The organism is Actinoplanes palleronii, assembly GCF_016862315.1.
Classification (GTDB): domain Bacteria; phylum Actinomycetota; class Actinomycetes; order Mycobacteriales; family Micromonosporaceae; genus Actinoplanes; species Actinoplanes palleronii.
In genome coordinates, this window is record NZ_BOMS01000051.1 from 106411 (window position 1) to 130551 (window position 24141).

The following is a 24141-nucleotide window of genomic DNA, read 5'->3' on the forward strand; positions in this document are numbered from 1 at the left end:
AGGGAGAGAACTGCCCCCCATCGAGGCGTGTGGAGTGTCCTGCCGAGGCCGTACGCTGCTCCCATGCGCGCGGTCCGAACGATCTCTCTCGCTCTCGCCCTCGTGCTCGCAGCACCGCTCGCGGCCTGTTCCGCGGAGCATGGCGCGGATGCCTGGGCCGCCTCGGTGTGTACCGCGCTGGCGCCGTGGCGCAGCGAGATCAACACGTTGACCACCCGCACCCAGCAGCAGATGACCATGCGCACCACGCCCGGCCAGGCGAAGGAGAACCTGGCCCGGCTCTTCGACGGCGCCCGCGCCGCGAGCGAGACGGCCCGGGCCGGTGTGGAACGCGCCGGGGTGCCGGACGTCGACGGTGGCAAGGCCATCGCGGCGGCGTTCGTCGGCTCGCTGACCGGCATGCGCGACGCGTACGGCACCGCACACGACGGCATCGAGTCCCTGGCCACCACGCCGACCAGCACCTTCTACACCGAGGTCGACAAGGTCGTGACCCGGCTCAACACCGAGTACGAGAAGAGCGGCCTGGACACCTCGAAACTCGACTCGGTCGAGCTGAAGGAGGCCTTCGAGTCGCTGCCCGAGTGCCAATGACCGAGACCGGCTGGCCGCTGATCCCGCGGGAGGTGCTGCCCCCGCCGATCCCGGTGGAGCGGCGCACACCGCACCGGGACACGCCCGGCCGTTCCGGTGGCCGGCAGCTGTCGATGTTCGGCGCGGAGACCACCGAGCCGTCGCCCGCCGATCTCGCCGGTCTGCTGGCCGGGCCGGGTGTGCTCGGCCGGATGGGCGGCACGGCCCGGGTGTCGGTGGTGGTGGACGACGCGTGGCGGGTGCACGTCCTGGTGGCCGAGCTGGTGGCCCGGGGCCTGGCGGCGACGTGGGCGCCCGTTGTCGACACACCCGTCATCGAGGCACCCGTTGCACAGCCCGTCGTGACCTCTCAAGATCAAGACCCGGAAGAGATCCTGGACACGCCCGAGCCGTCACCGCCGCCGCGATTCGAAGTGCGCACCGCGTACTCCCGGAGATTGAACGCACTGGCGCGCGCCTGGCCGGACGCCGCGGCCCAGCTTTTCCTCTCCGGCCCGCGGCTGCGGCTCTGGGTGGCCGCCGCGGGCAGCCCCCGCCCGGGAGGCTTCCGGCTCGGCCTCGACCCGGCCAAGGACCCGCTCGCGGTGGACGCCACGCTGGTAAGAGCAGGTCTCGCCGGACGGGTGTCGGATGACGGACGGTCATATCTGATCGCCGGCCGGCGCCGGGTGGCGCGCCTCGCCGAGCTGGTCGGTGAGTGCCCCGAGGCCGCCCCGGCGGAACTTTGGCCAGGCAGCGCGACTGCGTGATCTTCCGGGATTGTGTCCGACATAACACCGTCGTCCCGGTGTACGGTGTCGCGGTCGGACGCATGCGGTGGCCGGACCGTTACCATCCGACTGCGGGTTCCCCGGGAATGAGGGCTCCTCCGGCGCGTTACGTTGAACATCTGTGCCTCGCCGGGCGGGCCGACGGGGAGCGCCGAGGATCTCGAAACTACTGGGAGTGCCGTGCCGAGTGAAGCCAGGACGATCCGTCTGGTCATCGTCGAGTCTCCGTCGAAGGCCAAGACGATCGCCGGTTATCTGGGGCCCGACTATCTGGTCGAGGCCTCCGTCGGCCATATCCGAGACTTGCCGAAGAACGCCGATGAGGTGCCGGCCAAGTACAAGGGCGAATCGTGGGCCCGCCTCGGCGTCGACGTCGACAACGGGTTCCACGCGCTCTACGTGGTCGCGGATAACCGTAAGCAGCAGGTGGCCAAACTGCAGAAACTGGCCAAAGAGGTGGACGAGATCTTCCTCGCCACCGATGAGGACCGCGAGGGCGAGGCCATCGCGTGGCACCTGATCGAGACGATCAAACCCAAGGTGCCGGTCAAACGGATGGTCTTCCACGAGATCACCAAGCCGGCCATCCAGGCCGCGGTCGCGAACCCGCGTGACATCGACCGTTCGCTGGTCGACGCGCAGGAGGCGCGCCGGATCCTGGACCGGCTGTACGGCTACGAGGTCAGCCCGGTCCTGTGGAAGAAGGTCATGCGTGGCCTCTCCGCCGGCCGCGTGCAGTCCGTCGCCACCCGGATCGTGGTCGAGCGCGAACGCCAGCGGATGGCGTTCCGCACCGCGGAGTACTGGGACATCCAGGCCCAGCTCGCGGTGCAGGGCCCGGTCGAGGGCGCACGTGCCTTCCAGGCCACGCTGATCGCGCTGGACGGCGACCGGATCGCCACCGGCAAGGACTTCGAGCCGACCACCGGTCAGCTCAAGCCGGGCGCCTCGGTGGTGCAGCTGGACGGCGACGGTGCCCGTGGGCTGGCCGCCCGTCTCGAGGACCGGCCGTTCACGGTCACCCGGGTCGAGGAGAAGCCGTACCGGCGCAAGCCGTACGCGCCGTTCATCACCTCGACGCTGCAGCAGGAAGCGTCCCGCAAGCTGCGGTCCTCCTCGAAGCAGACGATGCGTACCGCGCAGAGCCTGTACGAGAAGGGCTACATCACCTACATGCGTACGGACTCGGTGAACCTCTCCGAGACCGCCATCGCCGCGGCCCGCCGGCAGATCGCCGAGCTGTACGGCGCGAACAGCGTGCCGCCGCAGCCGCGCCGCTACACCACCAAGGCGAAGAACGCCCAGGAGGCGCACGAGGCGATCCGGCCCGCCGGTGACAACTTCCGCACGCCGGGCGAGGTCGCCAAGGAGCTGAGCTCCGAGGAGTTCAAGCTCTACGAGCTGATCTGGCGCCGGACGGTCGCGTCGCAGATGACCGACGCGGTCGGCAACTCGGTGAGTGTCCGGATCCGGGCGATCTCGACGGCGAACGAGGAGGCCGACTTCGGCGCCTCCGGCAAGACGATCACCGACCCGGGCTTCCTCCGGGCGTACGTGGAGTCCTCCGACGACGCGGACGCCGAGGCCGAGGACGCCGAGCGTCGCCTGCCGAACCTGGTGAAGGACCAGCCGCTGACCGCCGACGAGCTGGCCGCGGTGGGTCACCACACCTCGCCGCCGGCCCGCTACACGGAGGCCTCGCTGGTCAAGGCGCTGGAGGAGCTGGGCATCGGCCGGCCGTCCACGTACTCGTCGATCATGCAGACCATCCAGGACCGCGGGTACGTCGAGAAGCGTGGCCAGGCGATGATCCCGTCGTTCCTGGCGTTCGCGGTGATCGGCCTGCTCGAGGGGCACTACCCGCGGCTGGTGGACTACAACTTCACCGCCGCGATGGAGGGCCAGCTCGACGACATCGCCTCCGGCGACCACACCCAGCTGGACTTCCTCACCGCCTTCTACTTCGGCACGCAGACCGGTGGCGTGGACGACGAGATCGCCCGGGCCGGTGGCCTGAAGAAGATGGTCACCGAGAACCTCAGCGCGATCGACGCCCGCGAGGTCAACTCGATCCCGCTCTTCACCGACGAGTTGAACCGCAAGGTCCTCGTCCGGGTCGGCAAGTTCGGGCCGTACCTGCAGCGCAAGGTGCCGCTGAACAGGCCGCTGGAGGAGGGCGAGGAGGAGCCGCCGGAGGACCGCGCGTCGATCCCCGAGGGTGTCGCTCCCGACGAGCTGACGCCGGAGAAGGTGGCCGAGCTCTTCCTGGCCGGCAACGGCGACCGTGCGCTCGGCGACGACCCGGGCACCGGCGAGCCGGTGACGGTCAAGTCCGGCCGCTACGGGGCGTATGTGCAGAGCGGCGAGCGCAGCTCGTCCCTGTTCAGCTTCCAGACGCCGCAGGAGCTCACGCTCGAGGAGGCGCTGCGGCTGCTGTCGCTGCCCCGGGTGGTCGGCAAGGACCCCGACGGCAACGAGATCATCGCGCGCAACGGGCGCTACGGCCCGTTCATCCAGCGGCTCAAGGACTCCCGCTCGCTGGAGAACGAGGAGCGGCTGTTCACCGTCACCCTGGACGAGGCGCTGGCCATGCTGGCCGAGCCGAAGCTCCGGGGCGCGCGGGGAGCGGCCAAGCCGCCGCTGCGTGAGCTGGGTGTCGACCCGGCGACCGAGAAGCCGATGGTGATCAAGGACGGCCGCTTCGGGCCGTACGTGACCGACGGCGAGACCAACGCGACGCTGCGGCGCGGTCAGACGCCCGAGGAGATCACGGTCCAAGAGGCGATCGAGATGCTCGCCGAGAAGCGCGCCAAGGGGCCGGTGAAGAAGACCGCCCGCAAGGCCGCGCCGAAGAAGGCACCGGCCAAGGCCGCCACCGGCACCACGGCAGCGAAGAAGACCGCCGCCAAGAAGACGACCGCCGCCAAGAAGGCCACCCCGGCCAAGAAGGCGACGCCCGCGAAGAAGACGACGGCCGCGGCCAAGAAAGCCACGGCCGCCTCCGAGTAACTAGCCCAAGACCCGGTCCAGGTAGTCATTCGTGAAGACCCGGGCCGGGTCCAGGCGGTTGCGCACCGCCACGAAGTCGTCGAATTTCGGGTACGCGGGGCGCAGGTCGTCGGCCGTCCGATAGTGCAGCTTGCCCCAGTGCGGCCGGCCACCGAGCGGCTCGCAGAGTGCCTCAAGGGCCTTGAAGTACGGCTCGTACGGGCTGCCGAGGAACTGGTGCACCGCGATGTAGGCGGACTCCCGGCCGTACCCGTGTGACAGCCAGACGTCGTCCGGGCCGGTGAACCGCACCTCGACCGGGAAGAGCACCTTGAACGGCAGCGCCTCGATCAGCCGGGGCAGCGCGTCGATCACCTCGGGCAGGGCCTCGCGCGGGATCTCGTACTCCATCTCGGTGAAGCGGACCCGGCGGGAGCTGCAGAAGACGTGGTCGGAGCGGCCGGTGTAACTGCGCGCGGTGAGCGCCCGGGCGGCCATCGCGCTCATCCGCGGCACCGTTGCCGGCCACTTCTGCCCGATTTTGCAGAGACCCTCAAAAACGGTGTTCGACAGAAACTCGTCGTCGAGCCAGCTGCGGAACTTCGGCAGCGGCCGGTCGTGCACTGTCACCCGATTGTTGATCTTCAGCTGGGCCCGGTCGGTGTACGGGTACCAGTAGAACTCCACGTGGTCGTTCGCCGGGATCCAGTCCACGAGGCCGGCCAGCACGTCGGCGAGCGGCATCGGCTTCTCGTCGGCGAGCAGGTTGAACGCCGGCACGCAGCGCAGGGTCACCTCGACCAGGACACCGAGGGCGCCCAGCCCGGCCCGGGCGGCGGGGAACTCCGGTGACTCCAGGTCGTACCGTCGGATTGTGCCGTCCGCGGTGACCATGGTGACCGCTTCCACGCAGGACGCCAGCGTGCCGTGCTTGATCCCGGTGCCGTGCGTGGCGGTGGAGATCGCGCCGGCCACCGTCTGCAGGTCGATGTCGCCGAGGTTGGGCATGGCCAGGCCGTGCTGGGCCAGCACGGCGTTCAGAGTGGACAGCGGCATGCCGGCTTGCACGGTGACCAGGGGTCCGTCCACCGCGATCAGCTGATTCAGGCGGTGCAGCAGCATCCGCTGGTCGTCGGCGACCGCGATGGCCGTGAACGAGTGCCCGCTCCCGACCGTCTTGATCCGTCGTCCGGCGTCGGCGGAGGCGGTGACCATGGCCGCCACCTCGTCGATGCTGCCAGGGCTGAGCACCTCCGCGACGGACTCCTGGTTGGTTCCCCAGTTGGTCCAGCGACGGGAGTTAACGGGTGTAGTCATTCCGGCTTTTGTCCTCCGTCCGAGGGGACACCACTACTTGGCGTCCCGTCGATGTGCCTCGCTCGTTGATCCGAGTAACGTTCGATTTATCACTGAGCTTTATTCGCGACTCACCTTGGTTCATGGCCGCGAATAGATCTCACTGCTGAGAGGGAGTGGCGACGCGTGTCGACACCAACCGTCAGCACCGGACCGCTGCGGCGGGTTCCGGTGCAGGGCAGAAGCGTTGCCCGGGTACAACGCATGCTCGACGCCTGCGCCGATCTGGTGGACCAGGTCGGCTATGAGGGCTTGACCACGACCCTTCTGGCCGAGCGGGCCGAGGTGGCCATCGGCTCGGTCTACCAGTTCTTCCCGGACAAGCGGGCCATCGTGCAAGCGCTGGCCCTGCGGAACATGGACGCCTACCTGCAGAGCCTCTCCGACCGTTTCGCGGCGGAGACGTTCACCCACTGGTGGGACGCGGTGGATGCGGCCATAGACGGTTACATCCACATGCACCGCAGCGTGCCGGGCTTCCGGACGCTGCACTTCGGCGACGTCGTCGACCTGCACCTGCTCGACGCGGAGCGGGACAACAACGCGGTCATCGCGGAACGCCTCGCCGAGCTGCTGATGGAGCAGTTCCAGCTGATGGACCGGGCGCGGATGCGCTTCGCCCTGCAGATCTCGGTGGAAGCCGCCGACGCGCTGATCAAGCTGGCTTTCCGGCGCGACCCGAACGGCGACGAGGCGGTGCTCACCGAGTCGAAGGCGCTGATCCGGGAGTACCTCCACCGGCACGTCTCGGTGTAAGAACCGGCGCAAACCCCGCCCGGGGTCAGCCGAGAAACGCATGACCTTCTCCCCGGTACGTCGGGGCCGGCGTCAGTGTGTCCCCGTCGATCAGCTGCAGCTCGTTGACGTGTTCACACAGCTCGCCGGCCTTGGCGTGCCGGAACCACACCCGGTCGCCCGGGCGCAGCTGCTCGGCGGCCTCGCCCAGCAGGGGCGTCTGCACCTCGCCCGGCCCCTCGTCAGCCTTGAACGAGAGACCCTCGGGCAGGTACGGCATCGGCAGCCGGGACGCCTCGGCCGGTCCGGACGCGATCCAGCCGCCACCCAGCACGGTCGCGATCCTCGGGGCGGGGCGGCGGACCACGGAGAGCGCGAAGAACGCCGCCGGGGTGGGCCGCCAGTTGCGGTACGAGTCGAAGAGGGTCGGGCCGTACAGCCCGGAGCCGGCGGTGACCTCGGTGACCGACGGGTCGGCGCTGGTGGCGGCGATGCTGCCGGTGCCGCCGCCGTTCACGTACTCCAGATCGGCGTGCTCCCGGACCGCCTGGACCGCGGCGGCGCGCCGGCCGAGCAGTTCGGGGAGGGCACGGCTCTGCATCAGCCGGATGGCGCGCCCGCGCAGCGTCCGTCCCGGCGGGGCGTCACCCACGCCGGCGATGTGCGCCTCGTACGACATCATCCCGACCAGTGTGAACCCCGGCCGGGCGACGATCCGGCGGGCCAGCGCACCGGCCTGTACGGCGGAGTGCACCGGTGAGCGCCGGACGCCGACGTGCAGCGGCCCGGCCGGCTTCCAGGACGCGTCCAGGTCCAGGCAGAGCCGGACGGCCGGGCGCTTGCCGGGCGGGGTCACCTGGTCGGCCAGGTCGAGCTGCGAGGGGTGGTCCACCATGATCGAGATTGCGGCGGCCAGTTTCTCGTCGCCGGCCAGCTCGCGCAGCGCCGCCCGGTTCGCCGTCGGGTACGCCACCAGCACGTCGTCGGTCACTCCCGCGCGGACCAGCCAGATCGCCTCGGGCAGCGTGTACGCCATCACGCCGTGCCAGCCAGGCCGGGCCAGCACCCGTTCCAGCAGCGCCCGGCAGCGCACCGACTTGCTCGCCACCCGGATCGGTTTGCCGGCCGCCCGAGCGGTCAGCCGGTCCGCGTTGTCGTCGAACGCGGCCAGGTCGACCACGGCGAGCGGGGTCTCCAGATGGTCGGTGGTCTTCTCGAGTCGCCGGCGGAGGGCATAACGATCGGTGAGCACACGCGCACGCTATCCCGATCCGCAGCAACACGAAAGACATTCATCTCTACTCCACTCGTTGGTGCGTACCCCCGATGACCAGGGGTGGCCGGATACAGTGCTCCGAGCAGTGACCACGGGGAGGTAGCGCCATCAACACGGAAAGCCGCGAGGAGACCGCGCCGGTCGAGCTATCGGGTGCGGCCGCGCTGCGCTCCGTGCTCCGCATCCGTCCGTTCCGCCGGCTCTGGCTGGTACTCGGCGCAGCTTCGTTCGGCGACTGGATCGGCCTGCTCGCCACCAGCCTGTTCACCGCCGCGCAGTTCTCCAAGCCGGCGGCGCAGGGCCTGGCGTTCAGCGCCACCATCGCGGTCCGCCTGCTGCCGGCGCTGTTCCTCGGCCCGATCGCCGGCGTGCTGGCCGACCGGTTCGACCGGCGCTGGACCATGGTGATCACCGACCTGCTGCGGTTCGTGATCTACGGGTCGATCCCGATCGTGCCACTGCTCGGCGCGTCGCCCGGTGTCATCGCCACCTGGGCCACCATCGCCACCCTGCTCGGCGAGACGATCACCCTGATCTGGATCCCGGCCAAGGAGGCCGCGGTCCCCAACCTCATCCCGAAGGCCCGGATCGAGGTCTCCAACCAGCTCACCCTGGTCACCACGTACGGGATCACGCCGATCCTGGCCGCGCTCACCCTCTCCGCGCTGACCGCCGGGGTGCAGAACTCCGGCGCCTCGCTGCCGGACTGGGCGCAGCCGGTGCAGCTGGCCCTCTACATGAACGCGCTGTCCCGGCTGGCCACCGCGCTCGTCGTCTTCTTCGGCATCCGGGAGATCGGCGGCAAGAGCGCGGAACGCCAGCAGGCCGCCGCGCAGAGCATGTCCCGGCAGTTCCTGGACGGCTGGAAGTACATCGGGCGTACCCCGCTGGTCCGGGGCCTGGTGCTGGGCATCTTCGGCGCGTTCGCGGCCGGCGGCGTGGTGATCGGCTCGGCCAAGACGTACGCGGTCTCGCTCGGCGCCGGTGAAGCGGCCTTCTCGCTGCTCTTCGGCGTGATCTTCCTGGGTCTGGCGCTCGGCATCGGGCTCGGCCCGATGATCGTCAAGGATCTCTCCCGGCGGCGCTGGTTCGGCATGAACATCGTGCTGGCCAGCGGCTCGGTGATGTTCCTCGGTCTGGCCTTCCACCTGTCCATGGCGCTGCTCGGCGCGCTGCTGGTGGGCGCCGGCGCGGGCATGGCGTTCCTGGCCGGCACCACGCTGCTCTACGGCGAGGTCGACGACGCGGTCCGTGGCCGGGTCTTCGCCGTGGTCCAGATCGGCGTCCGGATGGTCCTGCTGCTCGCGATCACCCTGGCCGGCCTGCTGGTCGGCCTGGGCAGCTCGCGCCGGGTCGACCTGGGCGCGTTCAGCTTCGACGTCTCGTTCACCCGGGTGCTGCTGCTGGTGGCCGGCGCGATCGGGATCTGGGTCGGCATCGGCGCGTTCCGCCAGATGGACGACAAGAAGGGCGTGCCGGTCCTGGCCGACCTGTGGGGTTCGGTCCGTGGCCGCCCGCTCGCCCCGCCGGAGGAGTTCGCCCGGGCCGGGGTGTTCGTGGTCTTCGAGGGCGGCGAGGGCGCCGGCAAGTCCACCCAGGTGAACCGGCTGGCCGAGACGCTGCGCGAGGAGGGCCGGGAGGTGGTGGTCACCCGCGAGCCGGGCGCCACCGACATCGGCTCCCGGATCCGCGGGCTGGTGCTCGACAAGGAGCACGGCGCCGGGCCGTCGCCGCGCGCCGAGGCCCTTCTGTACGCCGCTGACCGGGCACACCACGTCGCCACCGTGGTCCGTCCGGCGCTCGGCCGGGGCGAGGTGGTGATCAGTGACCGGTACGTCGACTCGTCGCTGGCGTACCAGGGCGCCGGTCGTACCCTGCCGGTCCAGGAGATCTCCTGGCTCTCCGCGTGGGCGACCGGCGGCCTGAAACCCGACCTGGTGGTTCTGCTGGACGTGGACCCGACCGTGGGCCTCACCCGGGTCAGCTCCCGGGGCGAGGGCACCGACCGGCTGGAGAGCGAGTCCAAGGCCTTCCACGACCGGGTCCGGTACGCGTTCCTGGACCTGGCCGCCGCCGACCCCAAGCGCTATCTGGTGCTGGACGCGGCCCGCCCGCCCGAGGCGCTGGCCGCGGCGGTGGCGTCCCGGCTGGCCGACGTGCTCGGCCCGGTCCCGGTGACCGCTCCTACTGCCTGAACAGTCGCAGCGGCACCGCGGCGGCCATCCGAGCCATCCCGGCATCGTTGGGGTGCAGGTGGTCGCCGCTGTCGTACGCCGGGTTCAGCCGCAGCGGATCGGCCGGATCCCGGACCGCCTCGTCGAAGTCGATCACCGCGTCGTACTCGCCGGAACGGCGGATCCACCGATTCAGCGCGGAGCGTTTGCGCTCGTTCTCCGGGCTGTAGAAGCCGAGCGTGTCGTCCTTGAACGGCAGCACCGTCGCTCCGTACGCCCGCAGCCCGGCCTGGTGCGCCCGCGCGATCAGCTGCCGGTGCCCGCCGATCAGGTCGTCGGCCGAGACCACCTCGTCCGGCGGTGCCGACGTGCCCGGATGTCCGAGATCGTTCACCCCGAGCAGCACCACCAGATACGCCGCGCCGGGCTGGGCGACCACGTCCCGGTCGAAGCGGCGCAGCGCGCTCTGCCCGAAGTACGCCGCGTACGCCACCGCGGGGCTGCCGGCCGGCGGGTTCGGGTCGTGCAGCAGCCGGTTGCCGGAGACGCCGACGTTGGCCACCCCGCGGCGGTAGGACAGCCGGGCGGCCAGCAGGTCGGGCCAGCGGTGGTTGGCGTTCGCGACGGTGTTCGCGCCGTTCGTGATCGAGTCGCCGAGAGTGACGATCGCCTGCTCCGGCGACCGGACGCTCACCCCGGACAGGAACAGGTACTGCTGGATCGTGCTGGTCGGCGTCACGTGCCGGGCGCTGGTCACGTTGCCGGCGGCGATCACGTTGTCCTGGAACGCGAACGCCGCGAGCGTGGTGACCGGGGTACGCGCCGGCAGGTAGACGCTGATCACCAGGTCGGCGCCGCCGGTGACCGGCAGGTCGACCGGGTCGCTGACGATCGGCGCGCCGGCCGGGACGGTGACCGCGCCCTGTCCGCCGAAGGTGACCCGCCGATCGGTGCCGGGCCTGGTGTCGTTGCCGGCCGCACGGATCGCCACACGTACCTCGCCGATCCGCAGTGGCGTCTCGCCGAACTCGTTGGTGAGCCGGATCCGCAGCCGGTCGCCGCCGAGGCTGAGGTGGACGACCTGCCGCACGGTCTGGTCGGCGAGGACCAGGGGTGGTGCCGGCGGGACGGTGGTCGGCACCGCGGCCCAGCTGGCGGTCCAGGCCGCCGTCGCCGCGGCCGCCGGGCTCGGCGGGAGGGCGCCGGTCGCTGCGGCAGCTCCGGTCAGGGCAAGTAGCTGGCGTCTCGTGGGCATGTCACCCTCCGGAAGTTTCGGAAATCTCCGGGACAGATCTCCGTAACGTAGAGCTGCTCATCGATGTCGTCAAGGGGCGGGTATCGGCTGCTGCGCCATCTTCACGGTCCGATAGTGATCGATGGACATGGTTGACGCGGGTGGGCAGTGTGCATAACGTTTCGGCTTGTCCTCGTAACTTTCGGAGGCACTTCTGATGAGACTTGGTCGCATCGCCGCGTTTCTCGCGGTCAGCCTGGCCGTGGCCGGTTCCGCGCCGGCCGACGCGCATCCGCGGTCGGATGACGGGTCGCTGCGGGCCGCGGCGCGAGGTACTGGCGTACGGATCGGCACGGCCGTCGACATGTCGGCCCTGGCCGCCGACGCGCCGTACCGGGAAGCGGTGGCCCGCGAGTTCGACACGGTCACCCCGGAGAACGTGATGAAGTGGGAGGCCGTCGAGCCTCAGCCCGGCGTCTACGACTGGGCCGCCGCCGACCAGCTCGTCGACTTCGCCCGCAAGAACGGGCAGCTCGTCCGCGGGCACACCCTGGTCTGGCACAGTCAGAACCCGGCCTGGCTGACCGAATCCGCCTACACCCCGGCACAGCTGCGCACCCTGCTGCGCAAGCACATCCTCGACGAGGTCGGCCACTTCAAGGGCCGGATCTGGGCCTGGGACGTGGCGAACGAGGTCTTCAACGACGACGGCACGCCGCGGGACACCATCTGGCTGCGAGCGCTCGGGCCGGGCTACATCGCCGACGCGTTCCGCTGGGCGCACCAGGCCGACCCCAAGGCGCTGCTGTTCCTGAACGACTACAACAACGAGGGCGTGAACCCGAAGAGCGACGCGTACTTCGCCCTGACCAGGCAACTGCTCGCGCAGGGCGTCCCGGTGCAGGGCTACGGCATCCAGGGCCACCTGGCGCTCCAGTACGACTTCCCGGACAGCGTGCTGGACAACGTGCGACGCTTCGACAAGCTCGGGGTGCGGACCGCGTTCACCGAGGTCGACGTGCGGATGCTGCTGCCGGCGGACACCGCGAAGGTGCGGGCGCAGGCCGAGGGATTCGGCTTGCTGCTGCGGGCGTGCCTGCTGGTGAAGCACTGTGTGTCGTACACGGTGTGGGGATTCACGGACAAGTACTCGTGGGTGCCCGGGGTCTTCGACGGGGAGGGGTCGGCGACGCCGTTCGACGAGAACCTGCGGCCCAAGCCCGCCTACGCCACGTTGCGGGACACGTTGCTGCTGGCCCGGCGCTGATCCGCGGCGGACGATGAGGACCAGGCTGCGCCGGCACCGTCCGTCGGCGCAGCCTCCTCGTCAGCCCTTCCAGAGGTTCAGCATCATCGTCTCCACCGCGATCTCCGGCTTGACGTTCAGGTTGATCGACTCGCGGCAGGCGAGCACCGCCTCCAGCCGCCGCAGCGTGCTCTCCGGCGACCACTTCCGCGACGCCGCCTCGGACTGCGGAGCGACGTCGCCGTGCACCACCGCCACCGGGGCGCGCAACGCGGTGACCAGCACGTCCCGGTAGAACCCGGCAAGGTCGACCAACTGCCGGTCGAGCACGTCCCGCTGGGTCCGGGTGGACCGGGACTTCTGCCGGCGCTCCAGGTCCTTGATCTGGCCGGCCGCGCCGCGCATCGCGCCGGTCGCGCCCCGCCCGGTGCCGCCCGCGCCCAGCGCCTGCTCCAGCGCCGACCGCTCGGACGCGTCCGAATCCACCACGCTCGTCGCCGCCTCCGACTTGGCCGCCGCGACCATGCCCGCGGCCACGTCGAAGCAGGCGCCCACGCCGGTCAGTCGTTTCGGCACGGCCAGCACCGCCTCGCGGCGGGACCGGGCCTCCGGGTCGGCGGCCAGCAGCCGGGCCCGGGTGATGTCACCCTGCGCCGCGGCGGCGGCCCAGGCCGCGGTGTCGGCGGCCATGCCGTCCCGGGCGATCAGCGCCGCGGCGACCGCGTCGGCGGGCGGCTGGCGCAGCGCCACCACCCGGCACCGCGAGCGGATCGTCACCGAGATGTCGTCCGGGTGGGTGGACGGGGTGCAGAGCAGGAACACCGTGCGGGGCGGCGGCTCCTCGATCGCTTTGAGCAGCGCGTTGCCGGCCGCCTCGGTGAGCCGATCGGCATCCTCGATCACCACGACCTGCCAGCGTCCGCCGCTGGGCGCGGTCGCCGCCCGCAACACTAGGGCGCGCATCTCACCGACCCCGATCGACAACCCTTCCGGTACGACGAAGCGCACGTCGGCGTGCGTCCTGCCGAGCACGGTGCGGCAGCCGTGACACTCGCCGCACCCCTGCCCCTCGCGCTGGCACTCCAGCGCGGCGGCGAACGCCCGCGCGGCCAGTGAACGCCCCGATCCGGGTGGACCCGTGAAGATCCACGCGTGGGTCATCGCCGCGCCGCCGGCGGTGTCGCCGACCACCACTCGCGCGGCGGCGGCGGCAGCCCGGCGCAGCGTCTCCACCGGCTCGTCCTGGCCGACCAGGTCAGAGAACACATCATGCGGACTCACCCGACGATGGTATTGCCAAGCCCCGACAAATCCCGGACCGGTTGACCCGTCCCGGGGCGTGACTTCCTGGAGTGACGGATGAGTTACTCTGTGTTGCGCCTTGGAAGTTATCCACAGAGGACTCCGGGGATGCCGGGGGAGCGGTAGATTCTGATGTCGGAACGCGACGGCGACATGACACGTGGTGAGGAGCCGGGTGCATGGCTCGGGAGATCGACGAGGCGTGGATCGATGAGGCGATCGGTCGTTATCGGCGCGTCGAGGGCCTGCGTGCCGAGTTCGACACGGCGGTCGCGGCGCACCAGGTCACGGTGCACTCACCCGACCAGTCGATCGAGGTGGTGGTCACCGCGTCGGGCGAGATCGTCGACGTGCGGGTGCACGGCGGCCTGCGCCAGCGGGATGCCGTCGAGTTCTCCCGCGAGCTGAAGGCCGTGGTCACGAGCGCGGGGGAGGCGGCTCGCTGGGCGCGGGAGAAGTTGCACGCCGAGGTGTTCGGCTCGCTCCACTCCCTGGACGACCCATGATCTGCCGGAGCTTTTCGACATTCCCCGGGAGGGGCGCTGACATGGACCGGCTCGCCGACCGCATCGACCAGGCCGCCGCCGCACTGACCACGATGGACCGGCGCGTGCCGGAGCTGCTGCCGGTCGTCGGCGCGTTCGGCGCGGATGACGCCGGGCGCCCCGGCCGGATCGGGCAGCGGTTGCACGAGAGCTGGTCTGCGGTGCTGCAGGCCCGGTCCGCCGAGGCGGCCGGGCTGGCCGGGCGGTTGTCCGAAATGGCCCACTCGGTGCGGGCCAGCTCCCAGGACTATGCCGAGACCGACGCGGCGGCGCAGCGCCGCCTGCTGCGGGGGCTCTGATGGACCAGCTCGATCGCCTGCTGACCGTCGCCGAGCCGCTGCTCAGCCGGGTCGACCAGGTGCTCTCGGCGGCCGGCGCCCCGGAAGGGCACCAGGTCTGGCCCGAGTTGCGCCGGGTCCGGCTGCTCCCGGGCGACGCGGCCCGGTCGGTCGGTGCCCTGCGCCCGGCCGCGGTCGCCGAGGCGGTGCCCGAGCTGCGCGCCCAGGCTCGGGCCTGCGCCGACACGGCTGACGCGCTGCCGCTGGCCACGTCCTGGACCGGCGACGCCGCCGACGCCTACGAGGCGCTCCGCCGCCGCACCGCCGAGCAGCTCAACGCCGGCCCGAACAGCCTCTCCCGCCGGATGACCGCCACCGCCGACCTGGCAGACACCCTCACCGACTGGATGACCCACTCCCGCAACGCCCTGGCCAGTGCCTTGGCCGAAGCCCTGACCTCCGCCGAGTCCCTGATCCTGACCACCCCTGGCGCGACCTTTCCCGGCTTGCCGGAGACCCGCGCCGCCGCCGACATCGCCGCGCTGCTCCTGCGCACCATCGCCGACCGCTACGACCTGGCCGAAGACCTCCTCGCCGAGATCGGCCCCCTGAGGTCCCCCCAGCCGGTCTGACTCGACTCCCCGCCCGCCGCGCCCCGCCGCGGATGGTCGATATCGTTTGGCGATGCCGTTGACGAACCCCTGGCTGGCCGACCCGACACCCACCCGGAAACTGCCGCCGGACCGGCTCGAGGAACGCATCCGCAACCTGCTGTCCAGCCAGAACATGTGTGTCCTGGCCACCACCGGCCCGGACGGCCCGCTGGCCACGCCGGTGCGGTTTTACGCCCTGGACCTCGCGGTGATGTTCACGGCCTCGCCCCGCTCGCCGAAGATCCGCAACCTGATCGCCGACCCGCGCGTCTCGGTCGGCATCTTCGCGCCCCTGGTCGGCCTGGCCAGCAGCCGGGGCGCCCAACTCTTCGGCCGTGCCCGCCTGCTCGGCCCGGAGGACCCGGAGCAGATCCGCTACTGGGAAGCGTTCCGCTGGGAGAACGAACACGCCGAACGCGGCCGCCCCCTCACCGAGCCACCCGCCGAAACCCTGATCGTCATCGACCCCGACCGGATCGTCTACACCGAACACTGGCTCCGCCGCGACGGCTTCGCCCCACGCCAGACCTGGCACCCCACCCCAGCTCCCCACGCATGACGCTGCTGCCGCTCGTGTGGGGACTTCTTGCGTGGGGACTTTAGGTGCGCTGCGCGCCCCAACTCCCCACGCACGGCGGTTCGGCGGTTGGTGTGGGGACTTTCGGTGCGCTGCGCGCCGAAACTCCCCACGCCTGATGGTGCTGCCGCTTGTGTGGGGACTTTCGGTGCGCTGCGCGCCCTAACTCCCCGCGCGACCGCGCGACCGCGCGACCGCGCGACCGCGCGACCGCGCGACCGCGCGACCGCGCGACCGCTCAGGCCTCTGGTCGGCGTCGACGTGCCCCCAGCACGAACGCGCACACCCCGCCCACCAACAACCCCGCCCCGGTGATGAACAGCGGAGCAACCCGCGGCCCGGTGACCGGCAGCGTGTCCGCCGACGTATCGGTGGCCACCGACTTGCGACCCGGCTCCGGCGCCACCGCGGCCGCCTCCAGCATCCCGATCCCCAGGTCCGCGACCACTGCGGACGGTTCGTACCCGGCCTCACCCCGGCCCGCCGCGGAAACCCGCAGCACGGACACCTTGATCGCGGTCGCCCGCGCGGCCAGCGCCCGCCCCTTCGACGCCTGCCGCACCTCACCGAGCGAGATCCGCACGATCGCCTTCCCGCCCGGCACCCTCTCCAGCGGCGCCACCGCACCCGGCCCGGAAGAAGCCGACTTGGACGGCACCGGCAACCCGGGAATCGAGGGAACCGGTGACGACTCGGGCGGCAGCACCGGCACCGTCCCGGACTCCGTAGTCGGCCCCAGATCACTGATCGTCACATCGACCTGGTCACTGGGCGTGTCGAGCTTCGTACCGGAAATCCCCGGCCCGGACACCTCGACCACCGCGGGCTGATAGCGGACCTGGCCGCCGTCGGCGGCGGACATCGAGACCCGCAGGGTCGGCGCGCGCAGGATCCGGATCCGGACCTTGCCGCCGGCGAGGTCGATCCGGCCGGTGTTCACGGTCGCCGACGCGACCGACCGGATGTGGCCGTCCCGCCGGTTCAGCGCCGTGCTGCTCCGGCTCGAGGCCTTCTCCGGTACGCGGACCAGCTCCCCGTTCGCGCCGGTCAGCGTGATCCGGCCGAGCTCGGTCGTGGAGCGGGAGATGTCCCCACCGGAAGCGCCGCAGCCCACCGTGGCGTCCCAGCGGGCCTGCGCGGACATCGCCCCGGAGTCCACCTGGATCGGCCCGAACCGCTTGACCCCGGTGTGCTGCTCGGTCGCCTTGGTGCGCGACGGCGGCGCCTGCTGCAGCACCTGTTCGGCCGCCGGAGCCCCCGGCACCCGCCCGTTCAGGATCAGCCCGGCCGCCGCCGATTTCACCGGCGCATCCGCGATCATGACGCTCCGTGAGTCTCCGAGCCCGACACCGCTGATCAATTGCTGGGTGTCACTGTCCGAAACGACCGCACCCCCGGCCTCACCCCCAGCGGGGGAGGAAGAAGGCGTCACCGTCGGCCGCTCCCCGCTGTCCCGCTTCGTGATCCCGGCACCGTGCTCCCGCTTCACCACCCCGCGAAGATCCAGCCGTTCGATCCGCAGCAACTCCGCCTCGGACTGCGCCGCATACCGCTGAGTGCCCGCACAGGGGGCCGGCGCCCCCGCGAATGCCGGGCCGGGCACGCCCAGCACCCCCGCGAACCCGATCGCAGCGACACTGGCGGCCAGCGATGTAGCGCTCGTCATGTGGCAGGTCCTTTCGACGTGGGCCGCCGGGGCGGTGTCTACGGGACTGGCCAACGAGGGTCGATGAGGCCGGATGCGCGGCGTCTATGCGACAACCCTCGCGGGTAGTTCAAATCCGGCATTTGGTGCAGCTTGTCCGGGGTCGTAGGGTTACCGCATGGGCATGCTGTGCGCGGTCAGCTTCAACCGATACGGCCGCCTCTACTACCTCGATCCGGGTGAGTTCACGCCCTCGGTCGGCGACCGCGTGCTGGTCCCCACCGACGACGGCCCCGAGGTGGCGGAGTGCGTCTGGGCACCCCAGTGGGTCAGCGAGGAAACCGACGGTTTCCCCAAGGTCATCGGCCTGGCCGTTGACGACGATCTGCGCCGCGACGAGCTGCTCCGCAAACGCAAGGCCGAGGCCAAGGTCGCCGCCAAAAAGCTGATCAAGGCGCACGAGCTGCCGATGAAAGTGGTCGCCGTCGATCACGTCCTCGATCAGGGCAGCGCCAACGGCCCCCGCACCACGATCTACTTCACCGCGCCGCACCGGGTCGACTTCCGCTCGCTGGTCCGCGATCTCGGCGCCACCCTGCACTGCCGGGTCGAGCTGCGCCAGCTCTCGGCCCGCGACTCGGCCCGCGTCCAGGGCGGCATCGGCTCGTGCGGTCGCGACCTGTGCTGCGCCACCTTCCTGACCGATTTTGAGCCGGTCACCATCCGGATGGCGAAGGACCAGGACCTCCCGCTCAACCCCCTGCGGATCTCCGGCGCCTGCGGCCGCCTGATGTGTTGCCTGAAATACGAACACCCGCTCTACCAGGCATTCCAGGCGACCGCCCCGGCCATCGGCACCCGCGTGACCACCCCCGAGGGCGGCGACGGCCGCGTCGTCGCGCACAGCGTCCCGAAGGACTCGGTCGTGGTCCGCCTCGACTCCGACGGCTCCCGTTGCTCCTGCTCCCGCGCCTCGGTCTGCGCCCCGCGCCAGGCACACGACGCCGAATACAACCCCTAAAACCTATTTTGTACGACCTGGGCACAGCCCCGCCGAGCACACCCCACGCCGTGACCGGTCCTGACCGATTCAGGGCCGCCGGGGTGTGCTCCCGGGGCCGACCCGGGCTCGCTCCGCTTCGCCGGCAATCGTCACGGTCGTGAAGTCCCCGGCCCGGCGACCGCGATCGGTGGCTCGATCCGGTGCACGGTCAGCGGCTGCTCCGGACGCAGCCACGGCGTGTGCACCTCGCCCTCCGGGTCGGCGGCCCACTGGTGGCAGACCTGGTCGACGCCGAGCGGGTGGATGGTCAACGTCCCGTCCGCGGCGATGTGCATCCGCAGGAAGCTCTTCGCGTCCTCGATGCCCTGGCCCGCGTACAGCTCGTTGAGGTTGACGTCGAACGTCGACGCGACGAGCAGGTACAGCGCGACCAGCTGGGTCGACAGGATGGCGATCACCGGCCCGTAGAGGATCGCCGCCACCACGAACGGCCCCGGCCACGCCCACTCCTGGAACGGCAGCCGCAACCACACCCAGGTGCCCCCGGCGGCCAGCGCGATCTGCGCCAGCCCGTGCGAGACCCCCAGGATCCAGTGCCGCGCGTGTTTCGCCGAGGACGCGCCCGGCGGTTTCGCGAACAGCACCGTCCCGGCCAGGATCAGCACGAGCATCAGCAGCAGCGGGATGCTGAACAGCCGCTGGATGCTGCCACCCTGCCGGGCCGCGCCGGCCATCGGCAGCATGGTCAGCGTGTGGATGATGCCGAGCATGGTGGCGAACCCGGCGTTGCGCCGCTGAATCCGGTGGAACACGCCCCAGCCCAGTTTCCGCGACGTCGACGGGTCCGGGAAACGGGACACCAGTTCGTACTCCCGGCTGCGGGAGCGGCTGCGGGTCATCGTCTCCCGGGGCGGCACAACCAGTTTCGGTGGCAGCTTGTGCGTGCCCAGCAGGTACGCCCCGCCGCCACCGCAGGTGATCAGCTCCCGGTCCTCGCCGGTGTAGCGCGCGTAGTGGTGCAGGTCGCCGGAGACCAGCACCCGCACCTGCGCCCGGGTCGGCGCCAGGATGGTGCGGATGAAGTAGTCGACAGCGTCGTACGCCTCGGGGTTGTCCTTCGCCTTCACCCACGTCGGCGACGGCGCCATCAGGATGATCCGGTCGTCCGGCCCGACCTCCCGGGCGGCTTTCTCGAAATAGAGCAGCTGCGGGTCGTCGATATACGCCCCGAACTGCTCGTCGACCGCGAACAGCCACCAGTTGCCGGGCAGTTTCACCGCGAAATACGACCGGCGCTGCTCGGTGCGCCACCCGCCGATGTGACCGTCCTTGCGGCGGGCGAACAGGCGCAGGAACGCGGTCAGACCGTCGTACCAATCATGGTTTCCAGGCAGGGCGAACAGCGTGGGCCGTGGCTCACCGGGCGGCGCCTCCGGCAACGCCGCGCGGTACGGCCCCTTCATCCGGCTCTCGTAACCGTCGCCGCTGGCCAGCGGATAGACCTGGTCGCCGCCCATCAGCAGCAGCCGGCCCCGCGGCAGCGCCGCGCCGTCCACGGTCAGCTGCGGCTGGGCCAGCAGCCAGGCGATCGAATACGTCGCGTCGAACCCGTCACCGAGATCGGCGACGTAGTCCAGCCACAGCTCGCCGTCGGCGGTCGCGGAATGATCGAAGAAGTCCGCGTCCAGCGCGTTCTGCAGCTCGCGCTTGTCGAGGTACGCCCCGAACAGGATGGCCAGCAGCGCCCGCAGCCCGGTGCTCAGCAGCAGGAGCGGGGCCAGCCACCCGATCGGCTTCTTCGGCGTGAACCCCAGCTCCTGCGGATCCAGCCCGGTCGGCCGGGCCGGCACGGTGTGCTCCGCCTCGGCAGACCCGCCCGGGACAACGACAGGCATCGACTGATCGTCCGTCACGTGAGGCACATTAGTCCCGCCGTACGACATCGGCCCGTCGAGCGCCCCCGGCCCTCTCGCAAAAGAGATCCCCCGATGTCGTACACTTGGGAACTGTTGCCGCCTTAGCTCAGTCGGCTAGAGCGACGCACTCGTAATGCGTAGGTCGACGGTTCGATTCCGTCAGGCGGCTCCACAGGAAAGCCCAGGTCAACGACCTGGGCTTTTCCCTTTTCCCCGGCCGTCGAGCACCCATCGTGGTCCCGGGGCAGGCACCGGGCACACTTCCTCACCATGGAAGAAGCGTTTGTGCTGGTTGCCGTCGGTGGCGCGCGCTGGGTCGTCCGACCGCCGCAGGATCCCTACGGCGACGGCTACGTCTTCACCGTCGAGACGGAGCTGCACGAGGACGGCATGCGCGCGGCGACGGTCGCCAAGATAGATGGGTGGAAGCGGGGGAGGAACTGACCCGCCTCGCCGCCGATCTGGGCCACCTGCTCGCGGCTAGCGCGGAACCGTGCCCAGGTCGTACAAAAAAGAAATTCTGCCTAGACTCGGGGCGTGCACGGGGAACCGGAGTGGGACGTCGCGGTGATCGGGGCGGGGCCCGCCGGGCTGGCGGCCGCGCATGCTGCCGCGTCGCACGGGGCGCGGGTGGTGGTGCTGGAGCGGGCCGAGCATCCGCGGTACAAGACGTGTGGTGGTGGCCTGCTCGGCAGCTCGCTGCGGCTCAGCGCGGAGCGCCTCACGGTTCCGGCGCGGGACGTCGTCAGCAGCATCACCTTCACCCTCGACGGGCGCCGTGAGTTCACCCGGACGTCGGCGGGGGAGCCGCTGGTCACGCTGGTCCGGCGGGACGAGTTCGACCTCGCCTGGTGCGAGGCCGCCGAGAAGGCCGGCGCGACGGTACGCCAGAACACCCAGGTCCGCGCGCTCGAGCAGGACGAGCACGGGGTCACCGTGACGCTCGCCGACGGGTCGACGGTCACCGCCCGGGTGGTGATCGGCGCCGACGGCTCGGCCGGGATCACCAGCCGGCACGTCGGTGTCGTCGCCGAGCAGCAGGATCTCGGCCTGGAGGTGGAGCTCGCGGCCACCCCGGCCGACCAGGAGCGCTGGCGGGGCCGGGTGCTGCTCGACTGGGGCCCGTTCCCCGGTTCGTACGGCTGGCTCTTCCCGAAAGAGGACGAGCTCACCGTCGGCGTCATCATGGCCAAGGGCCAGGGCACGGAAACCAAGCGCTACCTGCGGGATCTCGTCGAGCGGCTGGGGCTCGCCGACCGTGCTGTGCTCCGCGACTCCGGGCACCTGACCCGCTGCCGCACCGACGCGTCACCGCTGCGCAACGGCCGGGTGCTTGTCGTCGGTGACGCGGCCGGCCTGCTCGAACCGTGGACCCGCGAGGGCATCAGCTACGCGCTCCGCTCCGGCACGTGGGCGGGCCGGATCGCCGCGGAAAATCAAGACCTTTCCGGGTACGACCAGATCGTCGCCGAGCAGCTCCAACCCGAAATGGTCGCCGGTCGACGGCTGCTCGGAGTCTTCGCCCGGCACCCGTCGGTGGTGCACACCGCGATGTCCAGCGCGCTCGGCTGGCGCGCGTTCAGCGGCTTCTGCCGCGGTGACTTCTCGATGGCGGGGGCGCTCGGCCGTCCCGCGGTCCGCACCGCGCTGCGTCTGCTGGGCAGCCGGCCGGTGTGACTCCGGCCGGCCGCCGATCCGTAGGGACTGGGTCAGGTGCGAACCTGCCATGGCGCCCACTGCACCGGCGCGGCGAACCCGCCTCGCCGGGCGTCCCGGGCGCCGGCCGTGGAGAGCGGCCCTTCCCGGTCGGCTTTCACTCCGGTGCCGATCAGCCTGGTCTCGTACCAGGATCCGCTCAAGCCACGACGGACCCGCTCCCACAGGCCGCCCTCGGTCAGCGCGGCGGTGTGGTCACGCAGCTGCTCGGCGAGCAGCTTGGGGTCCTCGTCACAGGAGTCGCACCCACATTCCGGCAGGGTTTCCCTCCACCACCGGCCGAAGTGCAGGTGCAGGCCGGGGTCGGTGAAGTAGATCGCCATTGGCGCCGCTGACGGGATCCGTGGGATGAGCCGGACGGTACGGACGAGCGCGTCGCCGTGCCCGCGCGCTTCCTTTGTCTCCCGGCGCTCCACTTGATAGCGCTCGGTGAGCTCGTCCAGCACGTGGTCGGCCGCTTCGTACAGCGTGGTGAAGCGGTCCGGGTCGGTGGCGTGCAGGTAGCCGTCCACCACTGCAGTATGCCGCGCTCGGCCCGCGGCAACTAGCTGCTCCGGTGGGTTCGGTTTCACGCCCGGCCGAACTCGTCGGCCTTGACTCCGGCGACGAACGCCTCCCATTCCTCCCGGGTGAAGGTCAGGTGGGCCGCATCGACGTTCTTGGAGTCCCGGATCAGGAACAGCTCACCGACTCTCGCGACCTCGACGCATGAGCCAGTGGCACACCGTTTACTCCGTCGCCAGCGCGCTTCCCCGGTTGTTTTGATCATTTCTGTACACCTCCGTGGTAGTTCGAATTCCACGGTAAGCGACGAATACCGGCCTGGAAGCACGGTGACATGAGTGAAAACACAAAGACGCCGCTTATCTCACAAATGTGAGTTATGCGGCGCTCGTTGCAGATGAAATATGTATTTTGCGAGTATTTGTGGACGGCTCGCACCGCTGGGAACGGGCCGTCCACGCGGCTTCATAAGCCTTCAGAAACGGAACTCGCCCGCGTTCACGCCCTCGACGAAGGCTTCCCATTCGGCCTTGGTGAAGGCCAGGGCAGCGGCTTCGGGGTTCTTTGAATCGCGGATCAAGTAATTTTCGTCGACTTTCGCAACCTCGACGCAGGTCGACGTGCCACAGCGGCTGCTCTTCCGCCATGCGGGCGCGTTCATGTTCTCCATCTTGGTGACTCTCCACTGTTCATTGCCGGGCCCAGCGCTGGGCCCGCCCTTGGGTGTATTCATGAATGCGCCCTGGTCGAGCTGTAGCCGAACTCCAGGGCTGTGATCTGCTGCCGGATGAAAGCGATCGTGTCGTCCTCGTCGGCAGCGTCATGCCAGACCTTGTCGAAGCGCGCGCGATGTTTCGCGGTCGCCTCGCGGTCTTCGATCATCTCGTCACCGAGCCCGGTTTCCCGGTAGAGCACCTCGCCCTCGTGAAAAGCGAGGAGATCAAAACTGGCATTGTTGGTGACCGCCGCGTCGAGCCGGAACGGGACCATCCGCATCCGGATGGCGCCGTTGGTGGCCAGGCCGGCCAGCTCGCCGAGTTGCTCGGCGAAGACCTCCGGACCGCCGATGGTGCGGCGCAGCACCGACTCGTCCACCATCACCAGGATCTCCACCTGTCCGGAGGCGGCCCGGGAGAGCAGCGCGTCGCGGCGCAGCTTGCGAGCCTGGATACGCCGGCTGGTCTGGCGCGCGCTGAGCTCGTCCTCGAACCGGGTCATCAGGGCGGTGGCGTACCGGGGCGTCTGCAGATGCCCGGGGACGTAGTAGATGGAGTACGAACGGATCGCGGTGGCCTCGTTCTCGTACTCCACGAGCTTGCGGGTCGCCTCGGTGAGGTTCTCCCGGAAGTCCGGGCTGTGATACCAGGCCTCACGCTGCCGGGTCCGGGCGATCCGGGTGTCCGCGATCATGGTGGTGACCAGCGGGCGGTCCCGGATGCCGAGCAGGCCCAGCAGGGGGCGCAGGTCGTTCGGCGAGATGGACACGTCGCCGTTCTCGATGCGGATGACCTTGCTGAGTGACCACTCCATCTCGTCGGCGACCTGGAGCTGGGTCAGATCGGCCCGCTCCCGAGCTTCGCGAAGTGCGAGACGCACGCGCCGGCGCGCGACAGTGGGTGAGTCACCCTC

Annotated in this window: 23 protein-coding genes and 1 tRNA gene; 14 read left to right on the top strand and 10 right to left on the bottom strand. The window is 70.4% G+C overall.

Translation table 11 applies throughout. The features are described from left to right. Positions 1-63: 63 nt before the first annotated feature. The 3 genes from Apa02nite_RS19020 (at position 64) to topA (ending at position 4373) form a co-directional block, all read left to right on the top strand. Entirely contained in the window at positions 64-594 is a 531-nt protein-coding gene (locus Apa02nite_RS19020; RefSeq protein WP_083971480.1) for a hypothetical protein, read from the top strand. Then, positions 591-1343: a hypothetical protein gene (locus tag Apa02nite_RS19025; RefSeq protein WP_157441474.1), complete on the top strand. Its 753-nt coding sequence runs from the start codon at positions 591-593 to the stop codon at positions 1341-1343. Before Apa02nite_RS19020 ends, Apa02nite_RS19025 begins: the two co-directional genes overlap by 4 nt. A 201-nt stretch (positions 1344-1544) precedes the next feature. Beyond that, positions 1545-4373 carry a type I DNA topoisomerase gene (topA, locus tag Apa02nite_RS19030; RefSeq protein WP_203826179.1) on the top strand — a complete coding sequence of 943 codons (2829 nt, stop codon included), beginning with the start codon at positions 1545-1547 and terminating at the stop codon, positions 4371-4373. Here the strand turns inward: topA and Apa02nite_RS19035 are convergent, their stop codons facing one another. Beyond that, on the bottom strand, positions 4374-5669 hold the full coding sequence (locus tag Apa02nite_RS19035; protein ID WP_203826180.1) for a D-arabinono-1,4-lactone oxidase: 1296 nt from the start codon (positions 5667-5669) through the stop codon (positions 4374-4376). It lies immediately after the preceding gene. Positions 5670-5834: 165 nt separating this feature from the next. Between Apa02nite_RS19035 and Apa02nite_RS19040 the strand changes: the two genes are divergently transcribed. Continuing rightward, positions 5835-6464 (top strand): TetR/AcrR family transcriptional regulator, encoded by a 630-nt coding sequence (locus Apa02nite_RS19040; protein WP_203826181.1) that lies wholly within the window; start codon positions 5835-5837, stop codon positions 6462-6464. A gap of 25 nt (positions 6465-6489) precedes the next feature. Here Apa02nite_RS19040 and Apa02nite_RS19045 read toward each other — a convergent pair whose 3' ends face one another. After that, positions 6490-7695 (bottom strand): amino acid deaminase/aldolase, encoded by a 1206-nt coding sequence (locus tag Apa02nite_RS19045; RefSeq protein WP_203826182.1) that lies wholly within the window; start codon positions 7693-7695, stop codon positions 6490-6492. A gap of 197 nt (positions 7696-7892) precedes the next feature. Between Apa02nite_RS19045 and tmk the strand changes: the two genes are divergently transcribed. Beyond that, complete coding sequence (tmk, locus tag Apa02nite_RS19050) at positions 7893-9914, top strand: dTMP kinase (RefSeq protein ID WP_239164398.1); 2022 nt, start codon at positions 7893-7895, stop codon at positions 9912-9914. Here the strand turns inward: tmk and Apa02nite_RS19055 are convergent. Beyond that, entirely contained in the window at positions 9904-11148 is a 1245-nt protein-coding gene (locus tag Apa02nite_RS19055) for an SGNH/GDSL hydrolase family protein (protein ID WP_203826183.1), read from the bottom strand. The two genes, tmk and Apa02nite_RS19055, sit on opposite strands and share 11 nt — an antisense overlap. A gap of 196 nt (positions 11149-11344) precedes the next feature. Here Apa02nite_RS19055 and Apa02nite_RS19060 point away from each other — a divergent pair, with 196 nt between their 5' ends. Next, the gene (locus tag Apa02nite_RS19060; RefSeq protein WP_067693108.1) at positions 11345-12394 is read left to right on the top strand and encodes an endo-1,4-beta-xylanase; all 1050 of its coding nucleotides are present in this window, start codon (positions 11345-11347) and stop codon (positions 12392-12394) included. 60 nt (positions 12395-12454) lie between these two features. Here Apa02nite_RS19060 and Apa02nite_RS19065 read toward each other — a convergent pair whose 3' ends face one another. Continuing rightward, on the bottom strand, positions 12455-13654 hold the full coding sequence (locus Apa02nite_RS19065) for a DNA polymerase III subunit delta' (RefSeq protein WP_203826184.1): 1200 nt from the start codon (positions 13652-13654) through the stop codon (positions 12455-12457). Between the two features lie 200 nt (positions 13655-13854). Here Apa02nite_RS19065 and Apa02nite_RS19070 point away from each other — a divergent pair, with 200 nt between their 5' ends. From Apa02nite_RS19070 to Apa02nite_RS19085, 4 genes are read left to right on the top strand one after another with little or no spacing between them, the layout of a single operon-like run. Next, positions 13855-14181, top strand: a complete 327-nt coding sequence (locus Apa02nite_RS19070) for a YbaB/EbfC family nucleoid-associated protein (protein WP_067693115.1) — start codon at positions 13855-13857, stop codon at positions 14179-14181. A gap of 41 nt (positions 14182-14222) precedes the next feature. Further along, complete coding sequence (locus Apa02nite_RS19075) at positions 14223-14519, top strand: type VII secretion target (RefSeq protein ID WP_203826185.1); 297 nt, start codon at positions 14223-14225, stop codon at positions 14517-14519. Further along, positions 14519-15130, top strand: coding sequence for a hypothetical protein (locus Apa02nite_RS19080; RefSeq protein WP_203826186.1), 612 nt, complete (start codon positions 14519-14521; stop codon positions 15128-15130). The genes Apa02nite_RS19075 and Apa02nite_RS19080 overlap by 1 nt, the downstream gene beginning before the upstream one ends. Positions 15131-15182: 52 nt before the next feature. Next, complete coding sequence (locus Apa02nite_RS19085) at positions 15183-15710, top strand: pyridoxamine 5'-phosphate oxidase family protein (RefSeq protein WP_203826187.1); 528 nt, start codon at positions 15183-15185, stop codon at positions 15708-15710. Between the two features lie 256 nt (positions 15711-15966). Here the strand turns inward: Apa02nite_RS19085 and Apa02nite_RS19090 are convergent, their stop codons facing one another. Next, on the bottom strand, positions 15967-17394 hold the full coding sequence (locus tag Apa02nite_RS19090; RefSeq protein WP_203826188.1) for a hypothetical protein: 1428 nt from the start codon (positions 17392-17394) through the stop codon (positions 15967-15969). Positions 17395-17551: 157 nt separating this feature from the next. Between Apa02nite_RS19090 and Apa02nite_RS19095 the strand changes: the two genes are divergently transcribed. Further along, a complete protein-coding gene (locus tag Apa02nite_RS19095) occupies positions 17552-18394 on the top strand; it encodes a PSP1 domain-containing protein (RefSeq protein ID WP_067693130.1) in 843 nt (280 codons plus the stop codon). Between the two features lie 131 nt (positions 18395-18525). Here Apa02nite_RS19095 and Apa02nite_RS19100 read toward each other — a convergent pair whose 3' ends face one another. Continuing rightward, on the bottom strand, positions 18526-20319 hold the full coding sequence (locus Apa02nite_RS19100) for a metallophosphoesterase family protein (protein WP_373872985.1): 1794 nt from the start codon (positions 20317-20319) through the stop codon (positions 18526-18528). 68 nt (positions 20320-20387) lie between these two features. On the opposite strand from Apa02nite_RS19100, the gene Apa02nite_RS19105 reads away from it, so the two are divergent. From Apa02nite_RS19105 to Apa02nite_RS19115, 3 genes are all read left to right on the top strand, one after another. Next, a tRNA-Thr gene (locus tag Apa02nite_RS19105) sits at positions 20388-20464 on the top strand. Between the two features lie 98 nt (positions 20465-20562). Further along, complete coding sequence (locus Apa02nite_RS19110; RefSeq protein ID WP_203826190.1) at positions 20563-20736, top strand: hypothetical protein; 174 nt, start codon at positions 20563-20565, stop codon at positions 20734-20736. A 93-nt stretch (positions 20737-20829) separates the two neighbouring features. Continuing rightward, entirely contained in the window at positions 20830-21969 is a 1140-nt protein-coding gene (locus Apa02nite_RS19115; RefSeq protein WP_239164399.1) for a geranylgeranyl reductase family protein, read from the top strand. A gap of 32 nt (positions 21970-22001) precedes the next feature. On the opposite strand, the gene Apa02nite_RS19120 is transcribed toward Apa02nite_RS19115, so the two are convergent. The 4 genes from Apa02nite_RS19120 to Apa02nite_RS19135 all read right to left on the bottom strand — a co-directional run bounded on the left by Apa02nite_RS19120 (position 22002) and on the right by Apa02nite_RS19135 (position 24108). After that, complete coding sequence (locus Apa02nite_RS19120) at positions 22002-22520, bottom strand: DUF6226 family protein (RefSeq protein WP_239164400.1); 519 nt, start codon at positions 22518-22520, stop codon at positions 22002-22004. Between the two features lie 56 nt (positions 22521-22576). Continuing rightward, entirely contained in the window at positions 22577-22777 is a 201-nt protein-coding gene (locus Apa02nite_RS19125; RefSeq protein WP_067693139.1) for a DUF397 domain-containing protein, read from the bottom strand. Positions 22778-22987: 210 nt separating this feature from the next. Next, positions 22988-23182, bottom strand: a complete 195-nt coding sequence (locus tag Apa02nite_RS19130; RefSeq protein ID WP_067693143.1) for a DUF397 domain-containing protein — start codon at positions 23180-23182, stop codon at positions 22988-22990. A gap of 59 nt (positions 23183-23241) precedes the next feature. Continuing rightward, a complete protein-coding gene (locus Apa02nite_RS19135) occupies positions 23242-24108 on the bottom strand; it encodes a helix-turn-helix domain-containing protein (RefSeq protein ID WP_232344227.1) in 867 nt (288 codons plus the stop codon). Positions 24109-24141: the final 33 nt, after the last annotated feature.